At 67.3% G+C, this 22,241-nt stretch carries 15 protein-coding genes, 1 tRNA gene and 1 riboswitch; of the genes, 11 read left to right on the top strand and 5 right to left on the bottom strand.

The window, feature by feature from the left end; all coding sequences use genetic code 11:
- Positions 1-30: 30 nt before the first annotated feature.
- Together K6V06_RS01735 and K6V06_RS01730 are read left to right on the top strand one after the other, a co-directional pair.
- The gene (locus tag K6V06_RS01735; RefSeq protein WP_255581510.1) at positions 31-2,247 is read left to right on the top strand and encodes an amylo-alpha-1,6-glucosidase; all 2,217 of its coding nucleotides are present in this window, start codon (positions 31-33) and stop codon (positions 2,245-2,247) included.
- Positions 2,248-2,292: 45 nt separating this feature from the next.
- A riboswitch (yybP-ykoY riboswitch) is annotated at positions 2,293-2,465 on the top strand.
- 72 nt (positions 2,466-2,537) lie between these two features.
- A complete protein-coding gene (locus tag K6V06_RS01730) occupies positions 2,538-3,110 on the top strand; it encodes a TMEM165/GDT1 family protein (protein WP_222239834.1) in 573 nt (190 codons plus the stop codon).
- Between the two features lie 67 nt (positions 3,111-3,177).
- Here K6V06_RS01730 and K6V06_RS01725 read toward each other — a convergent pair whose 3' ends face one another.
- Both K6V06_RS01725 and uraH read right to left on the bottom strand, forming a co-directional pair.
- Positions 3,178-4,392: a urate hydroxylase PuuD gene (locus K6V06_RS01725; protein ID WP_222239833.1), complete on the bottom strand. Its 1,215-nt coding sequence runs from the start codon at positions 4,390-4,392 to the stop codon at positions 3,178-3,180.
- 39 nt (positions 4,393-4,431) lie between these two features.
- Positions 4,432-4,785, bottom strand: a complete 354-nt coding sequence (gene uraH, locus K6V06_RS01720) for a hydroxyisourate hydrolase (RefSeq protein WP_222239832.1) — start codon at positions 4,783-4,785, stop codon at positions 4,432-4,434.
- Between the two features lie 257 nt (positions 4,786-5,042).
- Between uraH and K6V06_RS01715 the strand changes: the two genes are divergently transcribed.
- The 6 genes from K6V06_RS01715 (at position 5,043) to K6V06_RS01690 (ending at position 10,664) form a co-directional block, all read left to right on the top strand.
- Complete coding sequence (locus K6V06_RS01715; RefSeq protein WP_222239831.1) at positions 5,043-5,783, top strand: GntR family transcriptional regulator; 741 nt, start codon at positions 5,043-5,045, stop codon at positions 5,781-5,783.
- An 86-nt stretch (positions 5,784-5,869) separates the two neighbouring features.
- Complete coding sequence (locus K6V06_RS01710) at positions 5,870-7,276, top strand: nucleobase:cation symporter-2 family protein (protein ID WP_222239830.1); 1,407 nt, start codon at positions 5,870-5,872, stop codon at positions 7,274-7,276.
- Between the two features lie 60 nt (positions 7,277-7,336).
- The gene (puuE, locus tag K6V06_RS01705; RefSeq protein WP_222239829.1) at positions 7,337-8,293 is read left to right on the top strand and encodes an allantoinase PuuE; all 957 of its coding nucleotides are present in this window, start codon (positions 7,337-7,339) and stop codon (positions 8,291-8,293) included.
- Between the two features lie 44 nt (positions 8,294-8,337).
- Complete coding sequence (gene uraD / locus K6V06_RS01700) at positions 8,338-8,850, top strand: 2-oxo-4-hydroxy-4-carboxy-5-ureidoimidazoline decarboxylase (protein WP_222239828.1); 513 nt, start codon at positions 8,338-8,340, stop codon at positions 8,848-8,850.
- Positions 8,851-9,159: 309 nt separating this feature from the next.
- Positions 9,160-10,218 (top strand): porin, encoded by a 1,059-nt coding sequence (locus tag K6V06_RS01695; protein ID WP_222239827.1) that lies wholly within the window; start codon positions 9,160-9,162, stop codon positions 10,216-10,218.
- Between the two features lie 200 nt (positions 10,219-10,418).
- A complete protein-coding gene (locus K6V06_RS01690; protein WP_222239826.1) occupies positions 10,419-10,664 on the top strand; it encodes a hypothetical protein in 246 nt (81 codons plus the stop codon).
- Between the two features lie 106 nt (positions 10,665-10,770).
- On the opposite strand, the gene K6V06_RS01685 is transcribed toward K6V06_RS01690, so the two are convergent.
- Both K6V06_RS01685 and K6V06_RS01680 read right to left on the bottom strand, forming a co-directional pair.
- Positions 10,771-13,119, bottom strand: a complete 2,349-nt coding sequence (locus K6V06_RS01685) for an NADP-dependent malic enzyme (RefSeq protein ID WP_255581509.1) — start codon at positions 13,117-13,119, stop codon at positions 10,771-10,773.
- A 181-nt stretch (positions 13,120-13,300) separates the two neighbouring features.
- On the bottom strand, positions 13,301-13,918 hold the full coding sequence (locus K6V06_RS01680) for a DUF4136 domain-containing protein (protein ID WP_222239976.1): 618 nt from the start codon (positions 13,916-13,918) through the stop codon (positions 13,301-13,303).
- A gap of 319 nt (positions 13,919-14,237) precedes the next feature.
- On the opposite strand from K6V06_RS01680, the gene pepN reads away from it, so the two are divergent.
- From pepN to K6V06_RS01665, 3 genes are all read left to right on the top strand, one after another.
- Positions 14,238-16,955 carry an aminopeptidase N gene (pepN, locus tag K6V06_RS01675; RefSeq protein WP_222239825.1) on the top strand — a complete coding sequence of 906 codons (2,718 nt, stop codon included), beginning with the start codon at positions 14,238-14,240 and terminating at the stop codon, positions 16,953-16,955.
- A 136-nt stretch (positions 16,956-17,091) separates the two neighbouring features.
- The gene (locus K6V06_RS01670) at positions 17,092-18,105 is read left to right on the top strand and encodes a class 1 fructose-bisphosphatase (protein WP_222239824.1); all 1,014 of its coding nucleotides are present in this window, start codon (positions 17,092-17,094) and stop codon (positions 18,103-18,105) included.
- A 98-nt stretch (positions 18,106-18,203) separates the two neighbouring features.
- A tRNA-Thr gene (locus tag K6V06_RS01665) sits at positions 18,204-18,279 on the top strand.
- 148 nt (positions 18,280-18,427) lie between these two features.
- On the opposite strand, the gene K6V06_RS01660 is transcribed toward K6V06_RS01665, so the two are convergent.
- The gene (locus K6V06_RS01660; protein WP_222239823.1) at positions 18,428-22,114 is read right to left on the bottom strand and encodes an autotransporter domain-containing protein; all 3,687 of its coding nucleotides are present in this window, start codon (positions 22,112-22,114) and stop codon (positions 18,428-18,430) included.
- Between the last annotated feature and the right edge of the window lie 127 nt (positions 22,115-22,241).

The raw sequence follows: 22,241 nt of genomic DNA, 5'->3' as shown, positions 1-22,241 counted from the left end.
GCGTACCGAGTACCAACGACAAAGACCCGCATGTCCACTGTCCACACCGACGCCATGGCGCAGGCGCGGGTGCCGGCCGATGCCGGGGCCGCGCAGCTTGCCCAGTTCTTCATCCCGGCGGCGGCCTCCCTGCAGGAGCGCCGTCCGCGCACGCTCAAGCACGGCGATACCTTCGCCGTGTTCGACCACAACGGCGACGCGCTGAGCGGCCCCGGCAGTCCGGAAGGCATCTTTCACCGGGATACCCGCCACCTGTCGCACCTGTACCTGACCGTCGACGGCGCGCGCCCGCTGCTGCTGTCCTCGACACTGCGCGACGACAACGCGACACTGACCTGCGACCTGACCAATCCCGACCTGTTCGATGACAGCGGGCAGCTCAAGCTCGGGCATGACCTGCTCCACCTGCGCCGCTCGCGTTTCCTGTGGAACGGCACCTGCCACGAGCGGCTGGCGGTGCGCAACTACGACGACGGCCCGCGATCCGTCACCATCGAGCTCGCCTTCCAGGCCGATTTCGCCGATCTGTTCGAAGTGCGCGGCAGCCGCCGGCAACGGCGAGGGGAGGCCCATGCGCCCGAGGTCGGGGCCGATTCCGTGCTGCTGGCCTATACCGGGCTCGATCGGCGGCGGCGCCACACGCGGATCGCCTTCGACCCCGCGCCCACGGTGCTGCGCGGCGACAGCGCGCGTTTCGATCTGACCCTGCAGCCGGGGGAAGCGCGCATGCTGTTCATCGAGATCCGTTGTGCCGAGGCAAGCGCGGAACCGGCCTCGCGGCGCGCCTTCTTCAACGCGATGCGGGAGGCCCGGCGCGCGTTGCGCGCTTCCTCCTCGCGCGCGGCAGCGGTCAGCACGTCCAACGACATCTTCAACGAGTCGATCCGCCGCTGTGTGTCCGACCTGTACATGCTGATCACCGATACCGCGCAGGGGCCCTATCCCTACGCGGGCGTGCCGTGGTTCAGCACCGTGTTCGGCCGGGACGCGCTGATCACCGCGCTCGAAACGCTCTGGCTGGACCCGGCCATTGCGCGCGGGGTCTTGCGCCACCTGGCTGCCAATCAGGCCAGCGAGTCCGATCCACGGGCCGATGCCGAGCCGGGCAAGATCCTGCATGAGGTGCGCCATGGGGAGATGGCCGAGCTCGGCGAAGTGCCCTTTCGCCGCTACTACGGCAGCATCGACTCCACCCCGCTGTTTGTCATGCTGGCCGGTGCCTACCTGCGCCGCACCGGCGACCTCGCGACCATCCGCGAGCTGTGGCCGCATATCGAGGCGGCGCTGCGCTGGATCGAAGAGCATGGCGACCGCGACGGCGACGGCTTCGTCGAGTACGGCAGGCGCACCGCCGAGGGGTTGGCCAACCAGGGCTGGAAGGACAGCCACGACTCGGTGTTCCATGCCGACGGCGCGCTCGCGCGCGGCCCGATCGCGCTGGCCGAAGTGCAGGCCTACGTCTATGGCGCCTGGGAGGCCGCCGCGGAAATGGCCCGCCGGCAAGGCGAGCTGCAACGCGCGCAACAATGGGCCGAGCGCGCCGAGGCCCTGCGGCGCGAATTCGACGCGCGCTTCTTCGATCCGCAGCTGGGCACCTACGTGCTGGCGCTGGACGGCGACAAGCGCCCCTGCCGGGTGCGCAGCTCCAATGCCGGCCACGCGCTGTTGACCGGCATCGCCTATCCCGAGCGGGCCGAAGCCGTGGTGCGCACGCTGATGTCGGCGCCGTCGTTCTGCGGTTGGGGCGTGCGCACCATCGCATCGACCGAAGCGCGCTACAACCCGATGAGCTACCACAACGGCTCGGTCTGGCCGCATGACAACGCGTTGATCGCAGCGGGACTCGCCCGCTACGGCTACCACCGCGAAGCGGCAAGGATCTTCGAGGGTCTGTTCGCCGCCTCCACCTACATCGACCTGCGGCGGCTGCCCGAGCTGTTCTGCGGTTTTGCCCGTCAGCACACCCAGGGCCCGACCTTCTACCCGGTTGCGTGCGCACCGCAGGCATGGGCCGCCGCAGCGCCCCTGTTCATGCTGCAGTCCTGTCTCGGGCTCGGCTTCGATCCCGGACAGACGCAGATCACCTTTGCCGGCCCCGCCCTGCCCGCCTTCCTCGACGAGGTGGTGCTGCGCAACCTCGCCATCGACGGCGGCAGCGCCGACGTGGCACTGCGCCGCTCCGGCCGCCATGTCGTGGTCGACGTACTGGAGCGCCGCGGGCCGGTCCGGGTGGTGACGACCAGCTAGCCGCCGGCCGCAGCGGCGCGGGCTGGACGTGCCGGTACCGCGCCGCTATAATCGCGGCTCCCATTGGGGAGTAGCCGCCCTGCCCGCCCACCAGCTTCAGCTGGCCGGAGTCGCGACAGGGGCGCGCGTCAACAGACTTGACCGTTCGCGGTTATGGCGCGCGCAGCTTCCGGAACGAGCGCAATGCCGTTCCCTGGCCTGGCGAGACCGATGACGCCGTCTTCCGGCAGGGCCGGGGGAGACGCGCGTCATTGGCATCTCGCGATGCGTCCGGCCCGTACATCACAACAATGGAATCCCTGCTCGTCTCCACCGGAATCGTCGCGCTCGCCGAAATGGGCGACAAGACCCAGCTGCTCTCGCTGCTGCTCGCCGCACGCTATCGCAAGCCGCTACCCATCATCGCCGGCATCCTGATCGCCACCCTGGTCAACCATGGCTTTGCCGGCGCGGTCGGCGGCTGGATCACGGAAGTGGTGGGCCAGGGCCTGCTGCGCTGGATCCTTGGCCTGGGCTTCATCGCCATGGGCGCCTGGATGCTGATCCCCGACAAGCTCGACGACGCCGAGCAGCCCAAAGCCGCCAAGGGCGCCTGGGGCGTGCTGCTGACCACCATCGCCGCCTTCTTCTTCGCCGAGATGGGCGACAAGACGCAGATCGCCACCGTGGCGCTGGCCGCGCGCTTCAGCACCGACGTGCTGTGGGTGGTGATCGGCACCACGCTGGGCATGATGCTGGCCAATGTCCCCGCGGTGCTGCTGGGCGAGCGCTTCGCGCATCGGCTGCCGATCAAGCTGGTGCACCGGATTGCCGCCGCCGTCTTCGTCGTGCTCGGCGTGCTGGCGCTGGCCGGGATCGGCTAAGCCATGGAAAAAGGGCATGCCCGGTGTTCGCCGGGGACATGCCCTTCCTTGCCTCGGACGGCGGCGTTCAGTTCGCCGTCGCCGCTCCCGCCTCGAACCACTGGCCCAGCAGCGCCCGCTCCTCGTCGGTGATCTGCGTGACGTTGCCCAGTGGCATGACCTTCTGCTGCACCGCCTGCTGATAGATCAGCTGCGCATGGGCCTTGATCTCTTCCGGCGTATCGAGCCGGATGCCCTTGGCGGCGGTCGGCATCATCTTCGGCGCCTCGGCGTGGCACTGCACGCAGCGCTCGTTCATGATCTGCTGCACCTTGGCGAAGCTGACCGTCGACGCCGCGGCGGCGGCACCGCCCGGTTGCGCGGCGACCGGCGTGCGCGGCTGCGGCGCGACCATCACGGCGACCGCGCCAAGCGCCGCCACCCCTGCCGCCGGCCACGCAATATTGATGCGGCCCTTGTGCTTGAGGATGAAGAACTGCCGGATCAGCACGCCCGCCAGCATGATCAGCACCAGCACCAGCCAGTTGTGCTTGTGGGCGTAGGTCATGCTGTAGTGGTTGGACAGCATGGCGAACAGCACGGGCAGCGTGAAATAGGTGTTATGCACGCTGCGCTGCTTGCCGTTCTTGCCATGGATCGGATCAACCGGCTTGCCCTCGCGCATCGCCGCGACCATCTTGCGCTGCCCCGGGATGATCCACACCAGCACGTTGGCGCTCATGATGGTGGCCAGCATCGCGCCGGTCAGCAGGAACGCCGCGCGGCCGGAGAACACGTTGCACGCGACATACGCGGCCAGCACCACGTACAGCGCGACCAGCACGCCGACCAGCTTGTCGTTCTTGCCGAACAGCCGGCAGATGCCGTCATAGACCACCCACCCCACCAGCAGATAGGCGATCGCCAGACCCACCGCCGCGCCCGGCGACATGTCGTAGACGTTGCGGTCGATCAGGAAGGTGCTGGCGTTGAACAGGTACAGCACCACCAGCAGGCCGAAGCCGGTCATCCAGGTGGAATACGACTCCCAATAGAACCAGTGCAGGTTCGAGGGCAATGTCCTCGGCGCACCGAGGTATTTCTGCGGGTTGTAGAAGCCGCCGCCGTGCACGGCCCATAGCTCGCCGCCGACGCCCTTCTCCAGCAGTTGCGGATCGACCGGCTTTTCCAGGCTGTTGTCCAGCCAGACGAAGTAGAACGACGAGCCGATCCAGGCGATCGCCGTGATGACGTGCGCCCAGCGCAGCAGCAGATTGGCCCAATCGAGGATGTAGCCTTCCATCGCGAGTGTCTCCGGAATTCAGGTGCGTGGATGGCGGGCTCAGCTGCCGCGGTAGGTCGAGTACGACCACGGCGAGACCAGCAGCGGCACGTGATAGTGCGCGCTGGCATCGGCGATGCCGAAGCGCAGTGTCACCACGTCGAGAAACGCCGGCTGCGGCAACTCGATGCCGCGCGAGCGGAAGTAGTCGCCCGCGGCGAAGTCGAGTTCGTAGACCCCGGGCTGCAAGGCATCGCCTTCGAGCAGCGGGCGGTCGCAGCGGCCGTCGTCATTGGTCCTGACGGTGGCCAGCGTGTCGCGCCGGTTGTCGACAATACGGGAAAGGGTGATCGACATGCCTTGTCCGGGAATGCCGGCGGCGGTATCGAGAACGTGGGTAGTCAGGCGTCCCATGGCTTTCGTCCTGGAAGATGAATGGAAGAGGCGCCGCTGCCTTCACCAGCACCGCGGCATCTGCGCGGTGCCCGCTCGGTACGCCAAATTGACGCATCCCGGCGCAGAACTGGTGCATGACGTGGGGGGTGTGCACCAGTTCAGTGGGCCACTGCGGGAATACCCGCAGGTGCCAAAAACCAGTCGCTGGTTTTGTTGACAATATTGAATCGCGACCCGAATAATTGTCAACAATTTTGGTCCCCGGGACCGCGCCGATGCCCAAGTCACTGAAGCTGATCGCCACCAACGAAGCCGAGGCCGCCAGCGCCGAGGCGCCCGTGCGCCGCGGCAGCGTCGAAGATCGGATGTACCACGAGATCTACGACGCCATCATGGAGCACCGGCTGCCGCCGCGTACCAAGCTGACCGAGCATTCGCTTTGCGATATCTATGCCACCGCCCGGCATACCGTACGCAAGGTACTGGCAAGGCTGGCCGCCGATGGCCTTGTCGATCTGCAGCCTAACCGAGGCGCCTTCATCGCCAGCCCTTCCACCGACGAAGCGCACGACATGTTCGAGCTGCGCCAGATGCTGGAGCGCGCGGTCCTGGAAAAGCTCGCCGCACGGCGCGACGTCGGCGCCGTGATCGCGCCTGTGCGCGCGATGGTCGGGCGCGAACGGCAGGCGTTCCTGGACAACGAACGCCCGCGCTGGATTCGCCTCTCCGCCGAATTCCATACCGCGCTGGCCGAACTGTCGGGCAACGCGCTGCTCGTCACCATGATGCGCCGGCTGGTGTCGCGCACCACCCTGATGATTGCCAGCGTCGAAGCGCCGGGCAACAACGCCTGCTCCTTCGACGAGCACGAAGCCATTCTCGACGCGCTGGAGCGCGGCGACGCCGCGCTTGCGCAATCGCGCATGGCGCACCACCTCGGCGCCTGCGCCGATCGTGTGCAGCCGGACGAGCCGGGCAACTTCGACCTGCGCAGCGTGCTGGGAAAGCAGTCTTGATGCGACCGGCGCGATGCCCCGGGGTAGTACGACACGATGGATGCGCTGCCATCGAGCAACGATAACGACCACAGGAGACGACACCCATGACGAGCGCCAGCACCACTGCCGCGGCCGATTCGACCAATGAACGGCTGCCCTCGGGCCGCCTGCTGGCCCTCGGCCTGCAACACGTGCTGGTGATGTATGCCGGCACGGTCGCGGTGCCGCTGATCGTTGGCGGCGCGCTGAAGCTGCCCAAGGATCAGCTCGCCTTCCTGATCAACGCCGATCTGTTCGCCGCCGGCATCGCCACGCTGATCCAGGCCATCGGCGTGTGGAAGTTCGGCATCCGCCTGCCGGTGATGATGGGCGTCACCTTCGCATCGGTGGCGCCGATGATCGCCATCGGCACCGACCCGAGCATCGGCCTGCTCGGCATCTATGGCGCGGTGATCGCCTCCGGTCTCTTCGGCATCCTGATCGCGCCGATGATGGGGCGCCTGCTCGGACTGTTCCCGCCGGTTGTCACCGGCACCGTGATCACGCTGATCGGCGTGTCGCTGATGCGGGTCGGCATCAACTGGGCCGCGGGCGGGCAACCGACCACGCGCACGGTGGTCGATGGCGTGGCCCGCGAAGTGCCCAACCTCGCCTATGGCGATCCCGCCAACCTCGGCATCGCGGCGCTGGTGCTGGTCATCATCCTGCTGCTGACGAAGTACGGCCGCGGGCTGCTGTCGAACTGCGCGGTGCTGCTGGGCATCATCGCCGGCACGCTGGTCGCGATGGCCTTCGGCAAGGTGTCCTTCGACGGCGTCGAGGAAGCCAGCATGGTGGCCGTCATCACGCCACTGCATTTCGGCATGCCGACCTTCCACCTGTCGGCCATCGTGTCGATGTGCATCGTGATGGTGATCACGCTGGTCGAATCCACCGGCATGTTCCTGGCGCTGGCCGACATCACCGGCAAGCGCATCGGCAACGCGGACCTGACGCGCGGCCTGCGCGCCGACGGCCTGGGCACCATGATCGGGGGCATCTTCAACACCTTCCCCTACACCTCGTTCTCGCAGAACGTGGGCCTGGTGACGGTCACCGGCGTGCGCTCGCGCTATGTCGCCGCGGCGGGCGGCCTGATCCTGGTCGCCTTCGGCCTGTTCCCGAAGATGGCGCACGTGGTGGCCTCGGTGCCGCAGTTCGTGCTCGGCGGCGCCGGCATCGTGATGTTCGGCATGGTCGCGGCGACCGGCATCCGCATCCTTGGCACCTGCGACTTCAGCAACAGCCGCCACAACCTCTTTATCGTCGCGATCTCGATCGGCTTCGGCATGATCCCGACGCTGGCCCCGACCTTCTTCCAGCACCTGCCGTCGTGGACCCACGCGCTGACGCACAGCGGCATCGTGCTGGGCACCGTGGTCGCGGTGCTGCTGAACCTGTTCTACAACGGCATGCAGTCCAGCGAGCATGCGTTCCGCAACGCCGCCGCCAATTCGCACGGCACCGAATAACGCCAGGTACCGCAGCCCACCGCGCGGACCTTCCCTCCCACCCTGACACGAGCGAGCCCGATGACTCACAACGACTATCCACGCGATCTGATCGGTTACGGCAAGGAGCCGCCGCACGCCCGCTGGCCCAATGGCGCCCGCATCGCGCTGCAGTTCGTGCTCAACTACGAAGAGGGAGGCGAGAACTGCGTGCTGCACGGCGATGCGGCTTCCGAGCAGTTCCTGTCCGAGATCGTCGGCGCCGCGGCCTACCCGGACCGGCACATGAGCATGGAGAGCATCTACGAGTACGGCTCGCGTGCCGGCGTCTGGCGCATCCTGCGGGAGTTCGAGCGGCGCCAGTTGCCGCTGACGATCTTCGGCGTGTCGATGGCGCTGCAACGGCATCCGGAACTGACGCGCGCCTTCGTCGAACTGGGCCACGAGATCGCCTGCCATGGCTGGCGCTGGATCCACTACCAGAACCTGGACGAGGCCACCGAGCGCGAGCATATGCGCACCGCGCTGCAGATCATCCGCGAGCTGACCGGCGAGCAGCCGCTGGGCTGGTACACCGGCCGCGACAGCCCGAACACGCGGCGGCTGGTGGTCGAGCACGGCGGCTTCCTGTACGACTCCGACTACTACGGCGACGACCTGCCGTTCTGGACCGAGGTCCGCACCGGCAATGGAGAAATGAAGCCGCACCTGGTGGTGCCCTACACGCTGGACTCGAACGACATGCGCTTCGCCACCCCGCAGGGTTTCAACAGCGGCGACCAGTTCTTCTCCTACCTCAAGGACGCCTTCGACGTGCTGTATGCCGAGGGCGATCCGCAGGGGCTGGACCGGCCCAAGATGCTGTCGGTGGGCATGCACTGCCGGCTGCTGGGCCGGCCCGGGCGCTTCCGCGCGCTGCAGCGGTTCCTCGATCATGTGCAGTCGCACGACAAGGTCTGGATCTGCCGCCGCGTCGACATCGCGCGCCACTGGGTGCAAACCCATCCGTATGCCGGCCCGTCGGGCACCGCCGCCTGACGCCCAAGCCACCGCACCTGTTCTTCCCTCCACCGACTGAGCCGATGCCCTACCGACTGACCGAACTGAACGCCATGCCCGCCGCCGAATTTGTCCGGGTGCTGGGCGGCATCTACGAACACTCGCCGTGGGTCGCCGAGCAGGCGGCCGCGCAGCGTCCCTTCGCCGATCTTGGCGCACTGAGCGCGGCGATGCGCGTGGCGGTGGACGAGGCCGACGAGGCGGCCCGCCTGGCATTGCTGCGTGCCCACCCCGAGCTGGCCGGCAAGGCGGCGGTGCGCGGCGAGTTGACGGCCGAATCGACCCGCGAGCAGCAGGGCGCGGGCCTGGACCAGTGCTCGCAGGAGGAGTTCGACCGGCTGCAGCAGCTCAACCGCCGCTATCTGGACAAGTTCGGCTTCCCCTTCATCCTGGCGGTTCGCGGCTACGACCGGGCCGGCATCCTCGCCGAGTTTGCAAGGCGCATCGACAATTCCCCCGCCGAGGAGTTGCAAACAAGCATCAGCCAGGTGCATCGGATTGCGCAATTCCGGCTGCACGACTTAGTATCCGGCTGAGCAAAAATTCGACCGCCGCTGGAGCAACGAGGCAGCACTTCCCGCAGCCGCCTTGCCCTGCGGCCTGCTGGCGAAACCGCCCGGCAAGGCGCCCTGCCGCGCCCTGCCCTTGCAAGGCAATGTCCCCGCCCTGTTCTGCGCCCGAGCGTTCCCGCGGCCCCGCGACGGGTCACTCGCGGCTGCTGCCGCACGCGCAGGCGACCGGACGATCCCGTGCAGGCAGAACCAGCAAGGCAAGAACCGAGAGCCCCGGAGCCACCAAGGGGCCGGCATAACGAATCCACAACGCAATACCACGGAGGTTTTTTCATGCACAAGCAGTTGAAGCTGGCGGCCTGCGCCACCGCGCTGATCAGCGGCGCCGCAATGGCGCAGTCGAGCGTCACCCTGTACGGCCAGGTCGACATGTTCGTCGGCGCCGTCAAGGATGCCGGCTCCGGCGAGCGCGCCTGGGTCGCCAACTCCGGCGGCATGCAGACATCGTACTGGGGCATCAAGGGCACCGAAGACCTGGGCCGCGGACTGAAGGGCATCTTCGACCTGAACGGCTTCTATCGGACCGACAACGGCCGCTCGGGCCGCTTCGATGGCGACGCCATGTTCAGCCGCAATGCCTACGTCGGCCTGCAGAGCGAGCGCCTGGGCACCATCAAGCTGGGCCGCAACACCACCCCGTACTTCGTCTCGACCATCCTGTTCAACCCGCTGGTCGACTCGTACGTGTTCTCGCCGGCGATCTTCCACACCTACTTCACCGCCACCAGCGGCGCGGTGTTCGATCCGGGCATCATCGGCGATTCGGGCTGGAGCAACTCGCTGGTCTACTCGACGCCGAACTTCGGCGGCCTGACCGGCAACCTGATCTACTCGTTCGGCGAGCAGGCTGGCGAGACCGGCCGCAACAAGTGGGGCGGCAACCTGACCTACTTCAACGGTCCGTTCGGCGCCACCGTCGCCTTCCAGCAGGTCAAGTTCAGCAACACGCCGGGCGACCTGACCACGCTCGGCCTGGACAAGCAGAACGCCGTGCTGGGCGGCCTGTCGTACGACTTCAAGGTGGTCAAGCTGTTCGCGCAGGGCCAGTACATCAAGACCGATGCACTCGCTGCCTCGACCACCGGCGACATCAAGCACACCAGCGGCCAGATCGGCGCCTCCGTACCGTTCGGTGCCGGCAGCTTCCTCGCCTCCTACGGCTACGTGAAGACCGAGAACGACATCGGCGACTTCAAGCGCAACACCGTTGCGGTGGCCTACGACTACAACCTGTCCAAGCGGACCGACGTCTACGCCGCCTACTTCTACGACAAGATCACGGGCCTCGAGCACGGCGATTCGTTCGGTGTCGGCGTGCGCCACAAGTTCTGACGCTGCAACCCGCGCCGGGGCGGACCTCGCTCCTTCCCGGCGCCTCTGGCCTTGCTGCGGCGCAATGCCCCGGCAGGTGAGACAAAGCGCCGCACCGGCATCGTCCCCTTCGTTCCGTTAGTCCGTTTCAATTGGCGCATCGGCAAATGAATGCATACATTGAACGCTCGGACAACGACATGACGAGGGCGAGGTGATCCATGCGGCGATACGCGAAGACCCAGTCGGAGTTGATGGCGATTCTGAACCAGTGTCTCAACAACGACCCCGAATGCGGCGAATGCGAATTGCACGCCATGCGCGTGCATCGGCCTGACCACACCGGTTGCAACTGGAGTGCGGAGGTCGACTTCCCCTGTTCGGCCAGCGAAGCCGTGTCGTCCCAGCTGCGCGCCGCACGTTCGATCATCGTCGACATGCGCCAGCACTTCAATGTGCTGCAGTAGCGCGCGACGTTGAAGCCGGCCAGTCCGGCGCGTGCAGGAAGCACGCCAGGCCGCAAACAAAAAGCCGGGCATTGCCCGGCTTTCTGCTTTTTCAGGGAACCGCGCGTTAGCGCAGCGCGCCCGCCTCGGCAACCGCCACGGCGGTCATATTGATGATCCGGCGCGTGGTGGCCTGCGGGTTCAGGATATGAACCGGCTTGGCCGCGCCGAGCAGGATCGGACCGACCGTCACGCCCTGTCCGCCGGTGATCTTCAGCAGATTGAAGGCGATATTGGCCGCGTCCAGCGTCGGCATCACCAGCAGGTTGGCGGAGCCGGCCAGCTTGGTGGACGGCAGGAAGTGCCGGCGCACGTCTTCGACCAGCGCGGCATCGCCCTGCATCTCGCCTTCGACTTCCAGCTCCGGCGCGACCTCGGCCAGGATCTGCTGCGCCGCACGCATCTTGCGCGCGGAAGCGCGGTTCGACGAACCGAACATCGAATGCGACAGCAGTGCCACCTTCGGCGTCAGCCCGAACCGGCGGATTTCCTCCGTGGCCAGCTGCGTGATGGCGGCCAGCTCTTCCGCCGACGGGTCCTCGTTGACGAAGGTATCGGTGATGAACAGCGTGTACTTTTCCAGCATCAACGCGTTCATTGCCGCCAGCACCTTGGCGCCGGACTTCAGGCCGATCACGTCGCGCACGTGCTCCAGATGCGCCTCGAAGCGGCCCACCGTGCCGCACAGCAACGCATCGGCGTCGCCCATATGCATCAGCATGGTGCCGATCAGCGTATTGGAGCGGCGCAGCGCCACCTTGGCCATGTCAGGCGTCACGCCGTCGCGGCCGCGCAGCGTGTGGTAGGCCTCGTGATAGGCACGATAGCGCGGATCGTCTTCCGGATTGACCAGCTCGAAATCGACGCCCGGGCGCAGGCGCAGGCCGGCCTTCTCGATGCGCATCTGGATGACGTGCGGACGGCCGATCAGGATCGGGCGCGCCATGCCTTCGTCGACCACCGTCTGCACCGCGCGCAGCACGCGCTCCTCCTCGCCTTCCGCGTAGGCAACGCGCTTGGGCGCGGCCTTTGCCGCCGAGAACACCGGCTTCATGATGAGGCCAGTGTGATAGACGTACTGCGTCAGCTGCTGGCGGTACGCTTCCAGGTCCTTGATCGGCCGCGTGGCGACGCCCGATTCCTCGGCCGCCTTGGCCACCGCCGGCGCGATCTTCTCGATCAGGCGCTGGTCGAACGGCGTCGGGATGATGTAGTCGGGGCCGAACTTCAGCTCCTTGCCGGCATAGGCGGCCGCCACCGCGTCATTGGTCTCGGCTTCGGCCAGCTCGGCGATCGCCTTCACGCAGGCCAGCTTCATTTCTTCCGTGATCTTGGTCGCGCCGCAATCGAGCGCGCCGCGGAAGATGTAGGGGAAGCACAGCACGTTATTGACCTGGTTCGGATAGTCCGAACGGCCCGTGGCGATGATGCAGTCCGGACGCGCGGCCTTGGCCACTTCCGGGCGGATTTCCGGCTCGGGGTTGGCCAGCGCGAGGATGATCGGCTTGTCGGCCATGGTCTTGACCATGTCGGCGGTCAGCACGCCGGAGGTCGAGCAGCCCAGGAAGACGTCGGCCCCGTTGACGATGTCCGCCAGCGTGCGCGCCGAGGTGTCCTGTGCATAGCGGGCCTTGTTGGCCTCCATGTTGGCATCGCGGCCGCTGAAGATCACACCCTTCGAATCGACCACATAGATGTTCTCGCGCCGCACGCCCAGGCTCACCATGGTGTCCAGGCAGGCGATCGCCGCCGCGCCCGCGCCCGACACTGCCAGCTTGACGTTGGCGATGTCCTTGCCCACCACCTTCAGACCGTTGAGCAGCGCCGCCGCCGAGATGATCGCGGTGCCGTGCTGGTCGTCGTGGAAGACCGGGATGTTCATGCGCTCGCGCAGCTTCTTCTCGATGTAGAAGCACTCGGGCGCCTTGATGTCCTCGAGGTTGACGCCGCCCAGCGTGGGTTCGAGCGCCGCCACGATCTCGACGATCTTGTCCGGGTCGCGCGCGTCCAGCTCGATGTCGAACACGTCGATGCCGGCGAATTTCTTGAAGAGGCAGCCCTTGCCTTCCATCACCGGCTTGCCGGCCAGCGGGCCGATATCGCCCAGGCCCAGCACCGCCGTGCCGTTGGTGATCACGGCAACGAGGTTGCCGCGCGAGGTGTATTCCGCAGCCGTGGCCGGATCCTTCGCGATCTCCTCGCAGGCGTACGCGACGCCGGGCGAATAGGCCAGCGACAGGTCGCGCTGGTTCGACAGCGCCTTGGTCGCGGTGACCTGGATCTTGCCCTTGGTCGGGCTGCGGTGGTACTCGAGCGCGGCGAGCCTTAGCTGCGCTTCGGGACTGTTGGGCGTATGCAGGGGGGTATCGCCAAGACCCACTTGTTGCGGTGCATCACCGCTGTTATTGCTGCTCATCTGGCTCGTCCGGAAAGAAGGCCCGCGTGTCATCGGCGTCGACATCGGGCGCCATCCGCACAGGGCTCGGTAAGAAAATTCGAGCAGCTATTCTAGCCCAGTCATTGCGCGCGCACCGGCCTGCACGGCGTCCGCACGCACACAAATTGCGCGCGGGCACCGCAAGGGCCGGAACCGGCCGCTATTTCGCCGGTTTCTCGACGTCCAGCGTGATCCGGCGTGGACGCCCGCTCTCCATCGGAAATTCGGTGAAGGCACCGCGCACCAGATACGGCATCACACCCGGCAGCGAAGCGCCCTCGCTCAGGTTCTGCGCCGTGACCTGATACACCCGCTTGTCGCCCTTCGCCTCCCGCAGATAGATCTTCAGGCTCGACAGGGTCGCCGGTACGTCGCGCACCACGGTCTGCGGTGGCCAGTAGGCCGGGCCCCACGGACCATAGCCGTAGCGGCCCCAGTAGGGTCCCCAATAGGGCCCCCAGTACGGCCCCGGAAACCACGGATCGGGATAGTAGGTCTCCTGCACGCGCATCAGCCGCGCATCGCTGTCGTAGTCCAGCGTCACCAGATAGCGGGCCTGCTGCCGGGGCACCTGGGAGAAGCCGTGCTGTGCAAGGGCATCGGCTACCCAGTTCTCATAGGTCTGCCGGTCCAGCTGGCCCTGCTGCTGTGCGGAAGGATCGAAGGCGTAGGTGCGGGGCGGGTCGTTCCGCCAGCCCGGATCGCGGAAGGCGGTCACGTCGGTGGTGATGGTGCTGGCGCAGCCGGACAGCAGCAGCACGCCCAGCAGTGCCGCCATCAGGCTGCCCGTCGCGGGACGGTCGCGTCGCGGCGGCTTGCCGAGCGCCGCTTGCGCCCGGTCGGAATCCTGGGCCTGCCAGCGCCTGCCCAGCCATCCCACGATGCGCGCCCCTGCCTTTCCCCATTGCCACATGATGGTCTTCCTTCTGTTCTGCTTCCCTGCGGCTCAGACCGCCGGCGTGCCGCGAAATTCCCTTGCCTGCGCCTTCGCCCCGCTTGGCTACAATGGTTGCTCGACATCGCACTGCCGCATGGCGGCAATGCTGCCGTACCCCATTGCTTCCGCGCGCTCGCTGCGCCCTTTCAGGACAGGACACATGGCTCGTACCGACACCCCCGTCACCGTCTATCGCAAGGACTATACTCCCCCCGCCTTCGCCATCGAACACGTCGAACTGCTGCTGGAGCTCGATCCCGCCCGCACCGTCGTGACCAGCCAGTTGCGCTTCACCCGCCAGCAGCCCGACGCGCCGCTGGTGCTCGCCGGCGAGGACATCGAATTGCTTGGCGTGCGCCTGGACGGCCAGCCGCTCGATGACCATGATCTTGCGGAAGGCACCCTCACCGTGCGCGGCCTGCCTGCGCAAGGCACGCTCGAGATCGTCAGCGCCTGCCAGCCCGAGGCCAACACCACGCTGTCCGGCCTGTACGTCTCCAACGGCAATTTCTTCACCCAGTGCGAGGCCGAAGGCTTTCGCCGCATCACCTTCTTCCTGGACCGGCCCGACGTGATGGCGACGTACCGCGTGACGCTGCGCGCGGATCGTGCCGCCTGGCCGGTGCTGCTGTCCAACGGCAACCTGCTGTCCGAGCGCGAACTGGACGGCGGCCGGCACGAGGCCGTGTGGGAAGATCCGTTCCCCAAGCCCTCGTACCTGTTCGCCCTTGTCGCCGGCAAGCTCGAACGCATCGAGGAACGCATCACCACGATGTCCGGCAAGGAGAAGCTGCTGCAGGTCTGGGTCGAACCGCAGGACCTGGACAAGACGCGGCACGCGATGGACTCGCTGATCCGCTCGATCCGCTGGGACGAACAGCGCTTCGGCCTGGAACTCGATCTGGACCGCTTCATGATCGTCGCCGTGGGCGACTTCAACATGGGCGCGATGGAGAACAAGGGCCTGAACATCTTCAATACGAAGTACGTGCTGGCCAATGCCGCGACCGCGACCGATGCGGACTTCGCCAACATCGAATCGGTGGTGGGCCACGAGTATTTCCACAACTGGACCGGTAACCGCGTCACCTGCCGCGACTGGTTCCAGCTGTCCCTGAAGGAAGGACTGACCGTCTTCCGCGATCAGGAGTTCTCCGCCGACATGATGATCCAGGGCGGCGCCGACGACGGCTCCGCGCGCGCGGTCAAGCGCATCGAGGATGTGCGCGTGCTGCGCCAGGTCCAGTTCCCCGAGGACGCCGGTCCGATGGCGCATCCGGTGCGGCCCGACAGCTACGAAGAGATCAACAACTTCTACACCGTCACCGTCTACGAGAAGGGTGCGGAAGTCGTGCGCATGTACCAGACGCTGCTGGGCCGCGAGGGCTTCCGCCGTGGCATGGACCTGTATTTCCAGCGCCATGACGGGCAGGCCGTCACCTGCGACGACTTCCTCGCCGCGATGGCCGATGCCAATGGGCGCGACCTGCGCCAGTTCGGCCGCTGGTACAGCCAGGCCGGCACGCCGGTGGTCAGCGTGCAGACCGGCTGGGATGGCGCCAGCGCGACCTTCACGCTGACGCTGTCCCAACGCTGCCCCAAGGTCGGCATCGAGAATCGCCCCGGCACGCCGGACAAGCTGCCCTTCCATATCCCCTTCGCCATCGGCCTGCTCGATGCGCAGGGCAACGACCTGCCGCTGCAACTCGACGGGCAGGCCGACACCGCGACGGCGGCGCTGCCGACCACGCGCGTGCTCGATTTCACCGAAGCAACGCAGACTTTCCGCTTCACCGGCCTGCCCCAGGGCGAGCGGATGCCGCTGCCCTCGCTGCTGCGCAATTTCTCCGCGCCCGTCATCGTCGAGGCCGAGTACAGCGACGAGGAACTGACCTTCCTGCTGGCCCACGACAGCGATGCGTTCAACCGCTGGGAAGCCGGCCAGCGCCTGGCCACGCGCGCGCTGCTCAAGCTGATCGGCGACGTGCAGGCCGGACGCGATCTCGAACTGGACCGCGCGCTGATCGCCGCCTTCCGCTCTGTGTTGAGCGATGACACCCTCAACCCCGCCTTCCGCGAGCAGGTGCTGATGCTGCCGGCCGAAGCCTACCTGGCCGAACGGATGGAAGTCGCCGATCCGGCGGCGATCCACCGCGCCCGCCAGTTCATGCGCGTGGAGTTGGCCCGCGCGCTGCAGACAGAATTGCTCGCCGCCTACGAGGGCAACGCGACCCCGGGGCCGTATCAGCCCGACCCGGTCTCGTCCGGCAAGCGCGCCCTGCGCAATCTTGCGCTGGGCTACCTGGTCGAGACCGGCGCGGAAGCGATGTACGCGCTGGCCGGCGAGCAGTACCGCGACGCCGACAACATGACCGACCGCTTCGCCGCGCTGGCCGCCATGGTGAACAGCTTCGCACCGGGCCGCGAAGCGGCCCTGGCCGACTTCTACCAGCGCTTCGAGCGGGACGCCCTGGTGATCGACAAATGGTTCTCCCTGCAGGGCATGCAGCGCGGCGACGTTGGCGGCCACCCCGGCAAGCGCACCATCGACACCGTGCGCGCGCTGATGCAGCATCCGGCCTTCAACCTGCGCAACCCCAACCGCGCGCGCTCGCTGATCTTCAGCTTCTGCTCGGGCAATCCGGCGCAGTTCCATGCGGGCGACGGCTCGGGCTACGAGTTCTGGGCCGAACAGGTGCTGGCGCTGGACGCCATCAACCCGCAGGTCGCCGCGCGTCTGGCACGGGCGCTGGATCGCTGGCAGAAGTACACCCCGGCCCTGCAGCAGAAGATGCGCGCGGCGCTGGAGCGGGTCGCCGCAGCGCCCAAGCTCTCGCGCGACGTGCGGGAAATCGTCGGCAAGGCACTGGCCGCCTGAGCGCGCACCACAGCGCGCACGCCCGTCCACGGCCGGGACACCACGGCTGCGCGCTGTGGCGCACGCAGCCGCGCCCCCGGTCATGGCCGGGGGCGAGAGGCCGCCTGTAGAATGGCGGCCATTCAAGGAGGAAACCATGACCCGCATCAGCCTGACCCGCTACCTGGTCGAGGAACAGCGCAAGCACAACACGATCCAGCCCGAACTGCGGCTGCTGATCGAAGTGGTGGCCCGCGCCTGCAAGGCCATCTCGAACTCCGTCAGCAAGGGCGCGCTGGCTGGCGTGCTCGGCTCGGCCGGCACCGGCAACGTTCAGGGCGAGACGCAGCAGAAGCTCGACGTCATCGCCAACGAAGTGCTGCTCGACGCCAACGAATGGGGCGGCCACCTCGCCGCGATGGCATCCGAGGAAATGGACTCGTTTTACGAGATCCCCAACCGCTATCCGAAGGGCGAATACCTGCTGCTGTTCGATCCGCTCGACGGCTCGTCCAACATCGACGTCAACGTGTCGATCGGCACCATCTTCTCGGTGCTGCACATGCCCAAGCCCGGGCAGACCGTCACCGAGAACGACTTCCTGCAGCCCGGCGCCAAGCAGGTCGCCGCCGGCTACGCCGTCTACGGACCGCAGACCACGCTGGTGCTGACCGTCGGCAACGGCGTGCACATGTTCACGCTGGACCGCGAGGCCGGCAGCTTCGTGCTCACGCAGTCCGACGTGCAGATCCCCGCCGACACCAAGGAGTTCGCCATCAACATGTCGAACATGCGGCATTGGGCCCCGCCCGTGCGCCGTTACATCGACGAGTGCCTGGCCGGCGAGGAAGGTCCGCGCGGCAAGAACTTCAACATGCGCTGGATCGCCTCGATGGTCGCCGACGTGCACCGCATCCTGACCCGCGGCGGCATCTTCATGTACCCGTGGGACAAACGCGAGCCCGAGAAGGCCGGCAAGCTGCGCCTGATGTACGAAGCCAACCCGATGGCCATGCTCGTCGAGCAGGCCGGCGGCGCCGCCACCAACGGCCATCAGCGCATCCTCGACATCCAGCCGGAGAAGCTGCACCAGCGCGTGGCGGTGATCCTCGGCTCGAAGAACGAGGTCGAGCGCGTGACCGGCTATCACAAGGAAGCGGCGGCGTCGTGACGTTGTACCCGCGTCCGCATCTGTGACGCGGGGGCTTCCCAACCGCGGGAAACGCTGCTATTATCGCGGTCTTCATCCGGTGCCCAACCGGATGTGTTGCCGAAGTAGCTCAGTCGGTAGAGCAGCTCATTCGTAATGAGAAGGTCGGGGGTTCGATTCCTCTCTTCGGCACCATAGCATTCAACACAAAGCCCAGCCTTCCGGCTGGGCTTTGTCGTTTCTGGCCAGGCCTTATGCTTCGGCGGGGCGAACGCATTCGCCACGCCGCGTCGCAGCCGCCCGGACCGCGGCTCTCGACAGCAAAGCCGCAGTCCCTCCTCGCTTAGAAGCTCACCCGCACCCCACCGCTGACGCCCACGTCATGCTTGCCGCGACGCACCTCGCCGTTCAGGCCAAGGTAGGCGGACGCCTGCTTGCTCAGCTGCATCTTGCCGCTGAAGCCCAACTGTCCGAACACCCGGCCCACGTCGGGCGAAGTGATGCCCATGCCGATGCCGGCGAGGCTGCCCTGCACGGTCGGCTGCAACAGGTCGCCCTGGTCGCGGCCGATGCCGGCGCTGACCTGGTAGCGCAGCTCGCCCGGGGTCGCCTCGCGCGCCGACGAGCGGGCGGTCACGCCAAGCGTCACGCGGTTGCCGGTCGCCGAGTATTCGCCCAGCGCCAGCGACGCCGGCGTATCGGCGCTTTCGCCAGCCGCGCCGCGCGTGCTCTTCTGCCACAGTACGCGGGCGAACGGTTCGAGGACCGCGCGACCCATCGCCACCGGCGCGCGCACGCCCATGCCCAGCTGGGTGCTGTGGCCGCTCGCGTCCGTCTTCAGGGAGCCGGCGGACAAGCCGGTCACATCGGTGCGCTGGGTATGCCAGTCGTTGGTGCCGAAGCCGGCCATGCCATCGACCACCACCGGACCAAGCGCGGCCTGGCCGTAGGCGAACCCCATGTACTCATCGATGTTGCCCGAGCCGCCATTGGCGCCGACATTGGTGTTGCTGTACGAGAAGCCGAGCCCCGCGCGGGTCGTGTCGCCGCCGAGCACGTCGGCGCCGAACACGAACTGGGAGCGGTTGGTGCTGAATGCCGATGCGCCGCGGCCGCTCCAGCGGCCATGGTCGGCGCCGACATCGACCCACAGGGCCTGGCCCGGCGCGGCGGCGGTGGCCGCGCCGGCGGCGCCCGCGTCGAGCTGCCGCAGCACGCTGCCGGCCAGTCGCTGGCCTGCCTGCGGCGCCGCAGCGGCCATGGCGCCGTGCACTTCGCCGGCGAGGCCGGTGACGAAGCGGGTCAGCCCGGCTTCGCTCTGCGTGGCGGCGACGTACAGCAACTGCTGCTGACCGGTGGTGACGCTGCCGTCCTCGTTGGCGGCGGCGATGCCGTCGAGCACCTCGGCGGCGCTGGCGGCGTTGCGGTTGCCGCCGGCCAGCCATTGGCCGTACGACGTCGGCACGACGCGCAGGTCGATGCTGTTGCTGCCCAGCGCGTCATAGAACACGGCGAAACGCGTGTTGGCGGCAAGGCCGGTTGGCTGCGCGACGCTGGCAAAGCGGCCGTTGATGCCGCCTTCGGCGGTGACGATGCGGAAGCCGTCGCCGAGCCGCGGCGTGTACGTCGCAGAACCATAGCCGGATTGCGACGGCGAGAACAGGTTTTCCAGCTGCGGTGCCAGGGTGGTGTTCGCACCGATGTTGAACTGCCCACCGTCGGTCACGCGCAGGTACGAGTAGTAGCCGGCGGCGCCCATCGGCGTCGCCGGGCCGGCCTGCATGGTGCCGGAGATATCCTCCCGGTACGTGCTGCCTTCCAGCATGTTGACCGTGCCGGCCACCGTCAGGTATCCGGGTGAGTTGCCGGGCGACAGGGTGCCGCGCACGTCGACGCTGCCGAGCACGATGCCGGCGCCGCCGAGCATCGCGCCGGAGGCCACGGTCACGTTGCTGTCCAGCAGGCCGTTGGCGCGCAGCGTTCCCTGCTCCACGCACGTCCCCTTGGCCAGCGTCGCGTTGCCGGCGACATTGAGCGTGCCCTGGCCGGTCTTGACGAAGCAGCTGCCGTCGCCGCCACCGGTCACGAGGTTGCCTGCCAGGGTCGCGGTCGTGCCTGTGGCCGTGTCGAATGCGGTGCCGCCGCCCAGCGCGATCGACTGGTTGCTGACCACATCGACCCGGGTACGGATGCTGCCGCCATCGAGCACGACGTTGCCCGTGCCCAGGCCCCGTGCATGGGTAACTTCGACCGTGCCGGCGTTGACCAGCATGCCGCCGGTCCAGCCGGCACCGGGCGCACCGGCGGAGCCGCCGACGTTGTCGCCGGCCAGTTCCAGCGTACCGGCCCCCGACTTCACCAGCAGTCCGCTGCCGGCGATGTTGCCCTGCAGTGCCAGCGTGGTGCCGTTGTCGGTGTGGAACGCGCCACCGTTGCCCTGCAGGGCAACGTCGCGCGAGGTGGCGAAGCTGGCGGTCGTTTCCAGGATGCCGCCATCGAGGGCGAGCTGGCCGGTGCCAAGGTTGGCATCGGCCGATACCCGCAAGGCGCCGCCGTCGCGCACATAGGTGCCGCCGGCATGGGCATTGGTCCCCGACAGGGTCTGCGTGCCGCCGCTGACCGTCACGCTGCCCGTGCCGGCGATGGTGCCGGAGAAGGTGTCGCCAGCGTTCGTCAGGGTCAGGCCCTTGTCGCCCAGCACGACGGCGCCGGTCCCGGCCAGCGAGCGTACCGATGCGCCATTGTCCGTGGCGGAGAGATCGAGCACGCCGTTGCTGGACACGCCGCTGGAGAGCGCGATGCTGCCCGCGCCCGCCAGCGCCAGCGTGGCGCCGCTGTCGATGACGGTGGCACCGGTATAGGTGTTGCTTCCGGTCAGCACGATCGCGCCGGCGGACCCGCTGTTCGAGATCGTCAGCGCGCCGCTGCCCGAAGCGCCGTCGGCGAAGACGCCGGTGAAGACCGAGGTGTTGCCGGCCTGGTCGATGGCGCCGCCATTCGTGTTGATGGTGAAGTTCTGCGCGTACGCCCCTTGCGCGACGTCCATCTTCAGCGTGCCGCCGTCGAAGACCGGATTGAGCTTGTTGGCGGCCAGGTCGGCGCCGGACTGCACGGCCCCGGGCAGGATATCGACCGGCTTGCCGCCGTTGGCGGCTTCACCGATCTGTCCCGGCGACTTGAACCCTTCGATCATGTTCAGCAGCCAGCTGGGCGCGTCGTCGCCCAGACTCCCGCCGTCAGTGGTCGAGTGGAACTGATACAGCGTCAGCCCGCTGTACAGCAGGTAGCCCTTGCCATACTGATAGCCGGCAACGATCGGCTGGATGCCGTAGTTCTGCGTCGAGCCCTCGATAAAGGTGATGAGCTCGACGCCATCGTCAGCGATGACGGCGTCATGTGCCAGAGAGCTGCCGGAGCGGCTGGTATTGGCGATGGGCGTGGACTTGAACAGCCGTTCGCCGGCTTCGGTCAGCTTGCCGGTGGCCGATTCGGAACCGCCGCCGTAGGTCAGCGTCGCACCGCCGAGCTTGATGGAGGTATTCCAGCCCGCCGATTCCAGCAGCAGGTTGCCACCGCTGCTGACCCAGTCGAGGATGGTCGACTCGTTGGTACCGAGGAAGGCCTTGAGCGACAGGTCGCTGGCCGCGCTGCCCTGCAGGTAGACGAAGTTGGTGCTGCCGGCGAAGATCGCATCGACGCTGGAGCCGGCGCTGCCGTAGTTGTTGTAGAAGGTCCAGTTGCCAGCGCCATAGGCGGCATCCATCGCCGATTGGTCGTTGGTCGAGCCCCACGGCTGCTCGGACACGAGCACCGGCGCCGCGCCCGCGCCCATGGCGAAGCCCATCGCCAGCAACGCTGCGCCAGCCAGCTTTCCGAACGCGAAGAAGCGGCCGGAAACACCTCGGCGAGCCGACGTCAAAGCGGCGGTGACAATGCCGCCGGCAGTCTTGCCGCGCGTGGCAGCGAGTTCGGAGGCGGGGACATACGAGCGGTGACGGGCGCTCCAGACGAGTCGATAGGTCTTGTTCATGTTGGATCGTTTCGAAATAGGACGCTCGCGGGGCGCGCGTCTTCCCGAGCGGGCGCGACCGGACTGCGGCCGCTTGCCTCGCTCGAGGCGGCAAATCAATCGGACAGCTTGCGTTCGACGGGGACCG

Origin of the sequence: Cupriavidus sp. AU9028 (assembly GCF_019795295.1) — a bacterium.
Classification (GTDB): domain Bacteria; phylum Pseudomonadota; class Gammaproteobacteria; order Burkholderiales; family Burkholderiaceae; genus Cupriavidus.
Note: the sequence above shows the minus strand (reverse complement) of the source record. Positions and strands in the feature narration are given on the sequence as shown.

Coding starts and splice junctions, on each gene's coding strand:
- K6V06_RS01735 (WP_255581510.1), top strand. CDS start 31: ATGTCCACTGTCCACACCGACGCCATGGCGCAGGCGCGGGTGCCGGCC.
- K6V06_RS01730 (WP_222239834.1), top strand. CDS start 2,538: ATGGAATCCCTGCTCGTCTCCACCGGAATCGTCGCGCTCGCCGAAATG.
- K6V06_RS01725 (WP_222239833.1), bottom strand. CDS start 4,392: ATGGAAGGCTACATCCTCGATTGGGCCAATCTGCTGCTGCGCTGGGCG.
- uraH (WP_222239832.1), bottom strand. CDS start 4,785: ATGGGACGCCTGACTACCCACGTTCTCGATACCGCCGCCGGCATTCCC.
- K6V06_RS01715 (WP_222239831.1), top strand. CDS start 5,043: ATGCCCAAGTCACTGAAGCTGATCGCCACCAACGAAGCCGAGGCCGCC.
- K6V06_RS01710 (WP_222239830.1), top strand. CDS start 5,870: ATGACGAGCGCCAGCACCACTGCCGCGGCCGATTCGACCAATGAACGG.
- puuE (WP_222239829.1), top strand. CDS start 7,337: ATGACTCACAACGACTATCCACGCGATCTGATCGGTTACGGCAAGGAG.
- uraD (WP_222239828.1), top strand. CDS start 8,338: ATGCCCTACCGACTGACCGAACTGAACGCCATGCCCGCCGCCGAATTT.
- K6V06_RS01695 (WP_222239827.1), top strand. CDS start 9,160: ATGCACAAGCAGTTGAAGCTGGCGGCCTGCGCCACCGCGCTGATCAGC.
- K6V06_RS01690 (WP_222239826.1), top strand. CDS start 10,419: ATGCGGCGATACGCGAAGACCCAGTCGGAGTTGATGGCGATTCTGAAC.
- K6V06_RS01685 (WP_255581509.1), bottom strand. CDS start 13,119: ATGAGCAGCAATAACAGCGGTGATGCACCGCAACAAGTGGGTCTTGGC.
- K6V06_RS01680 (WP_222239976.1), bottom strand. CDS start 13,918: ATGGCGGCACTGCTGGGCGTGCTGCTGCTGTCCGGCTGCGCCAGCACC.
- pepN (WP_222239825.1), top strand. CDS start 14,238: ATGGCTCGTACCGACACCCCCGTCACCGTCTATCGCAAGGACTATACT.
- K6V06_RS01670 (WP_222239824.1), top strand. CDS start 17,092: ATGACCCGCATCAGCCTGACCCGCTACCTGGTCGAGGAACAGCGCAAG.
- K6V06_RS01660 (WP_222239823.1), bottom strand. CDS start 22,114: ATGAACAAGACCTATCGACTCGTCTGGAGCGCCCGTCACCGCTCGTAT.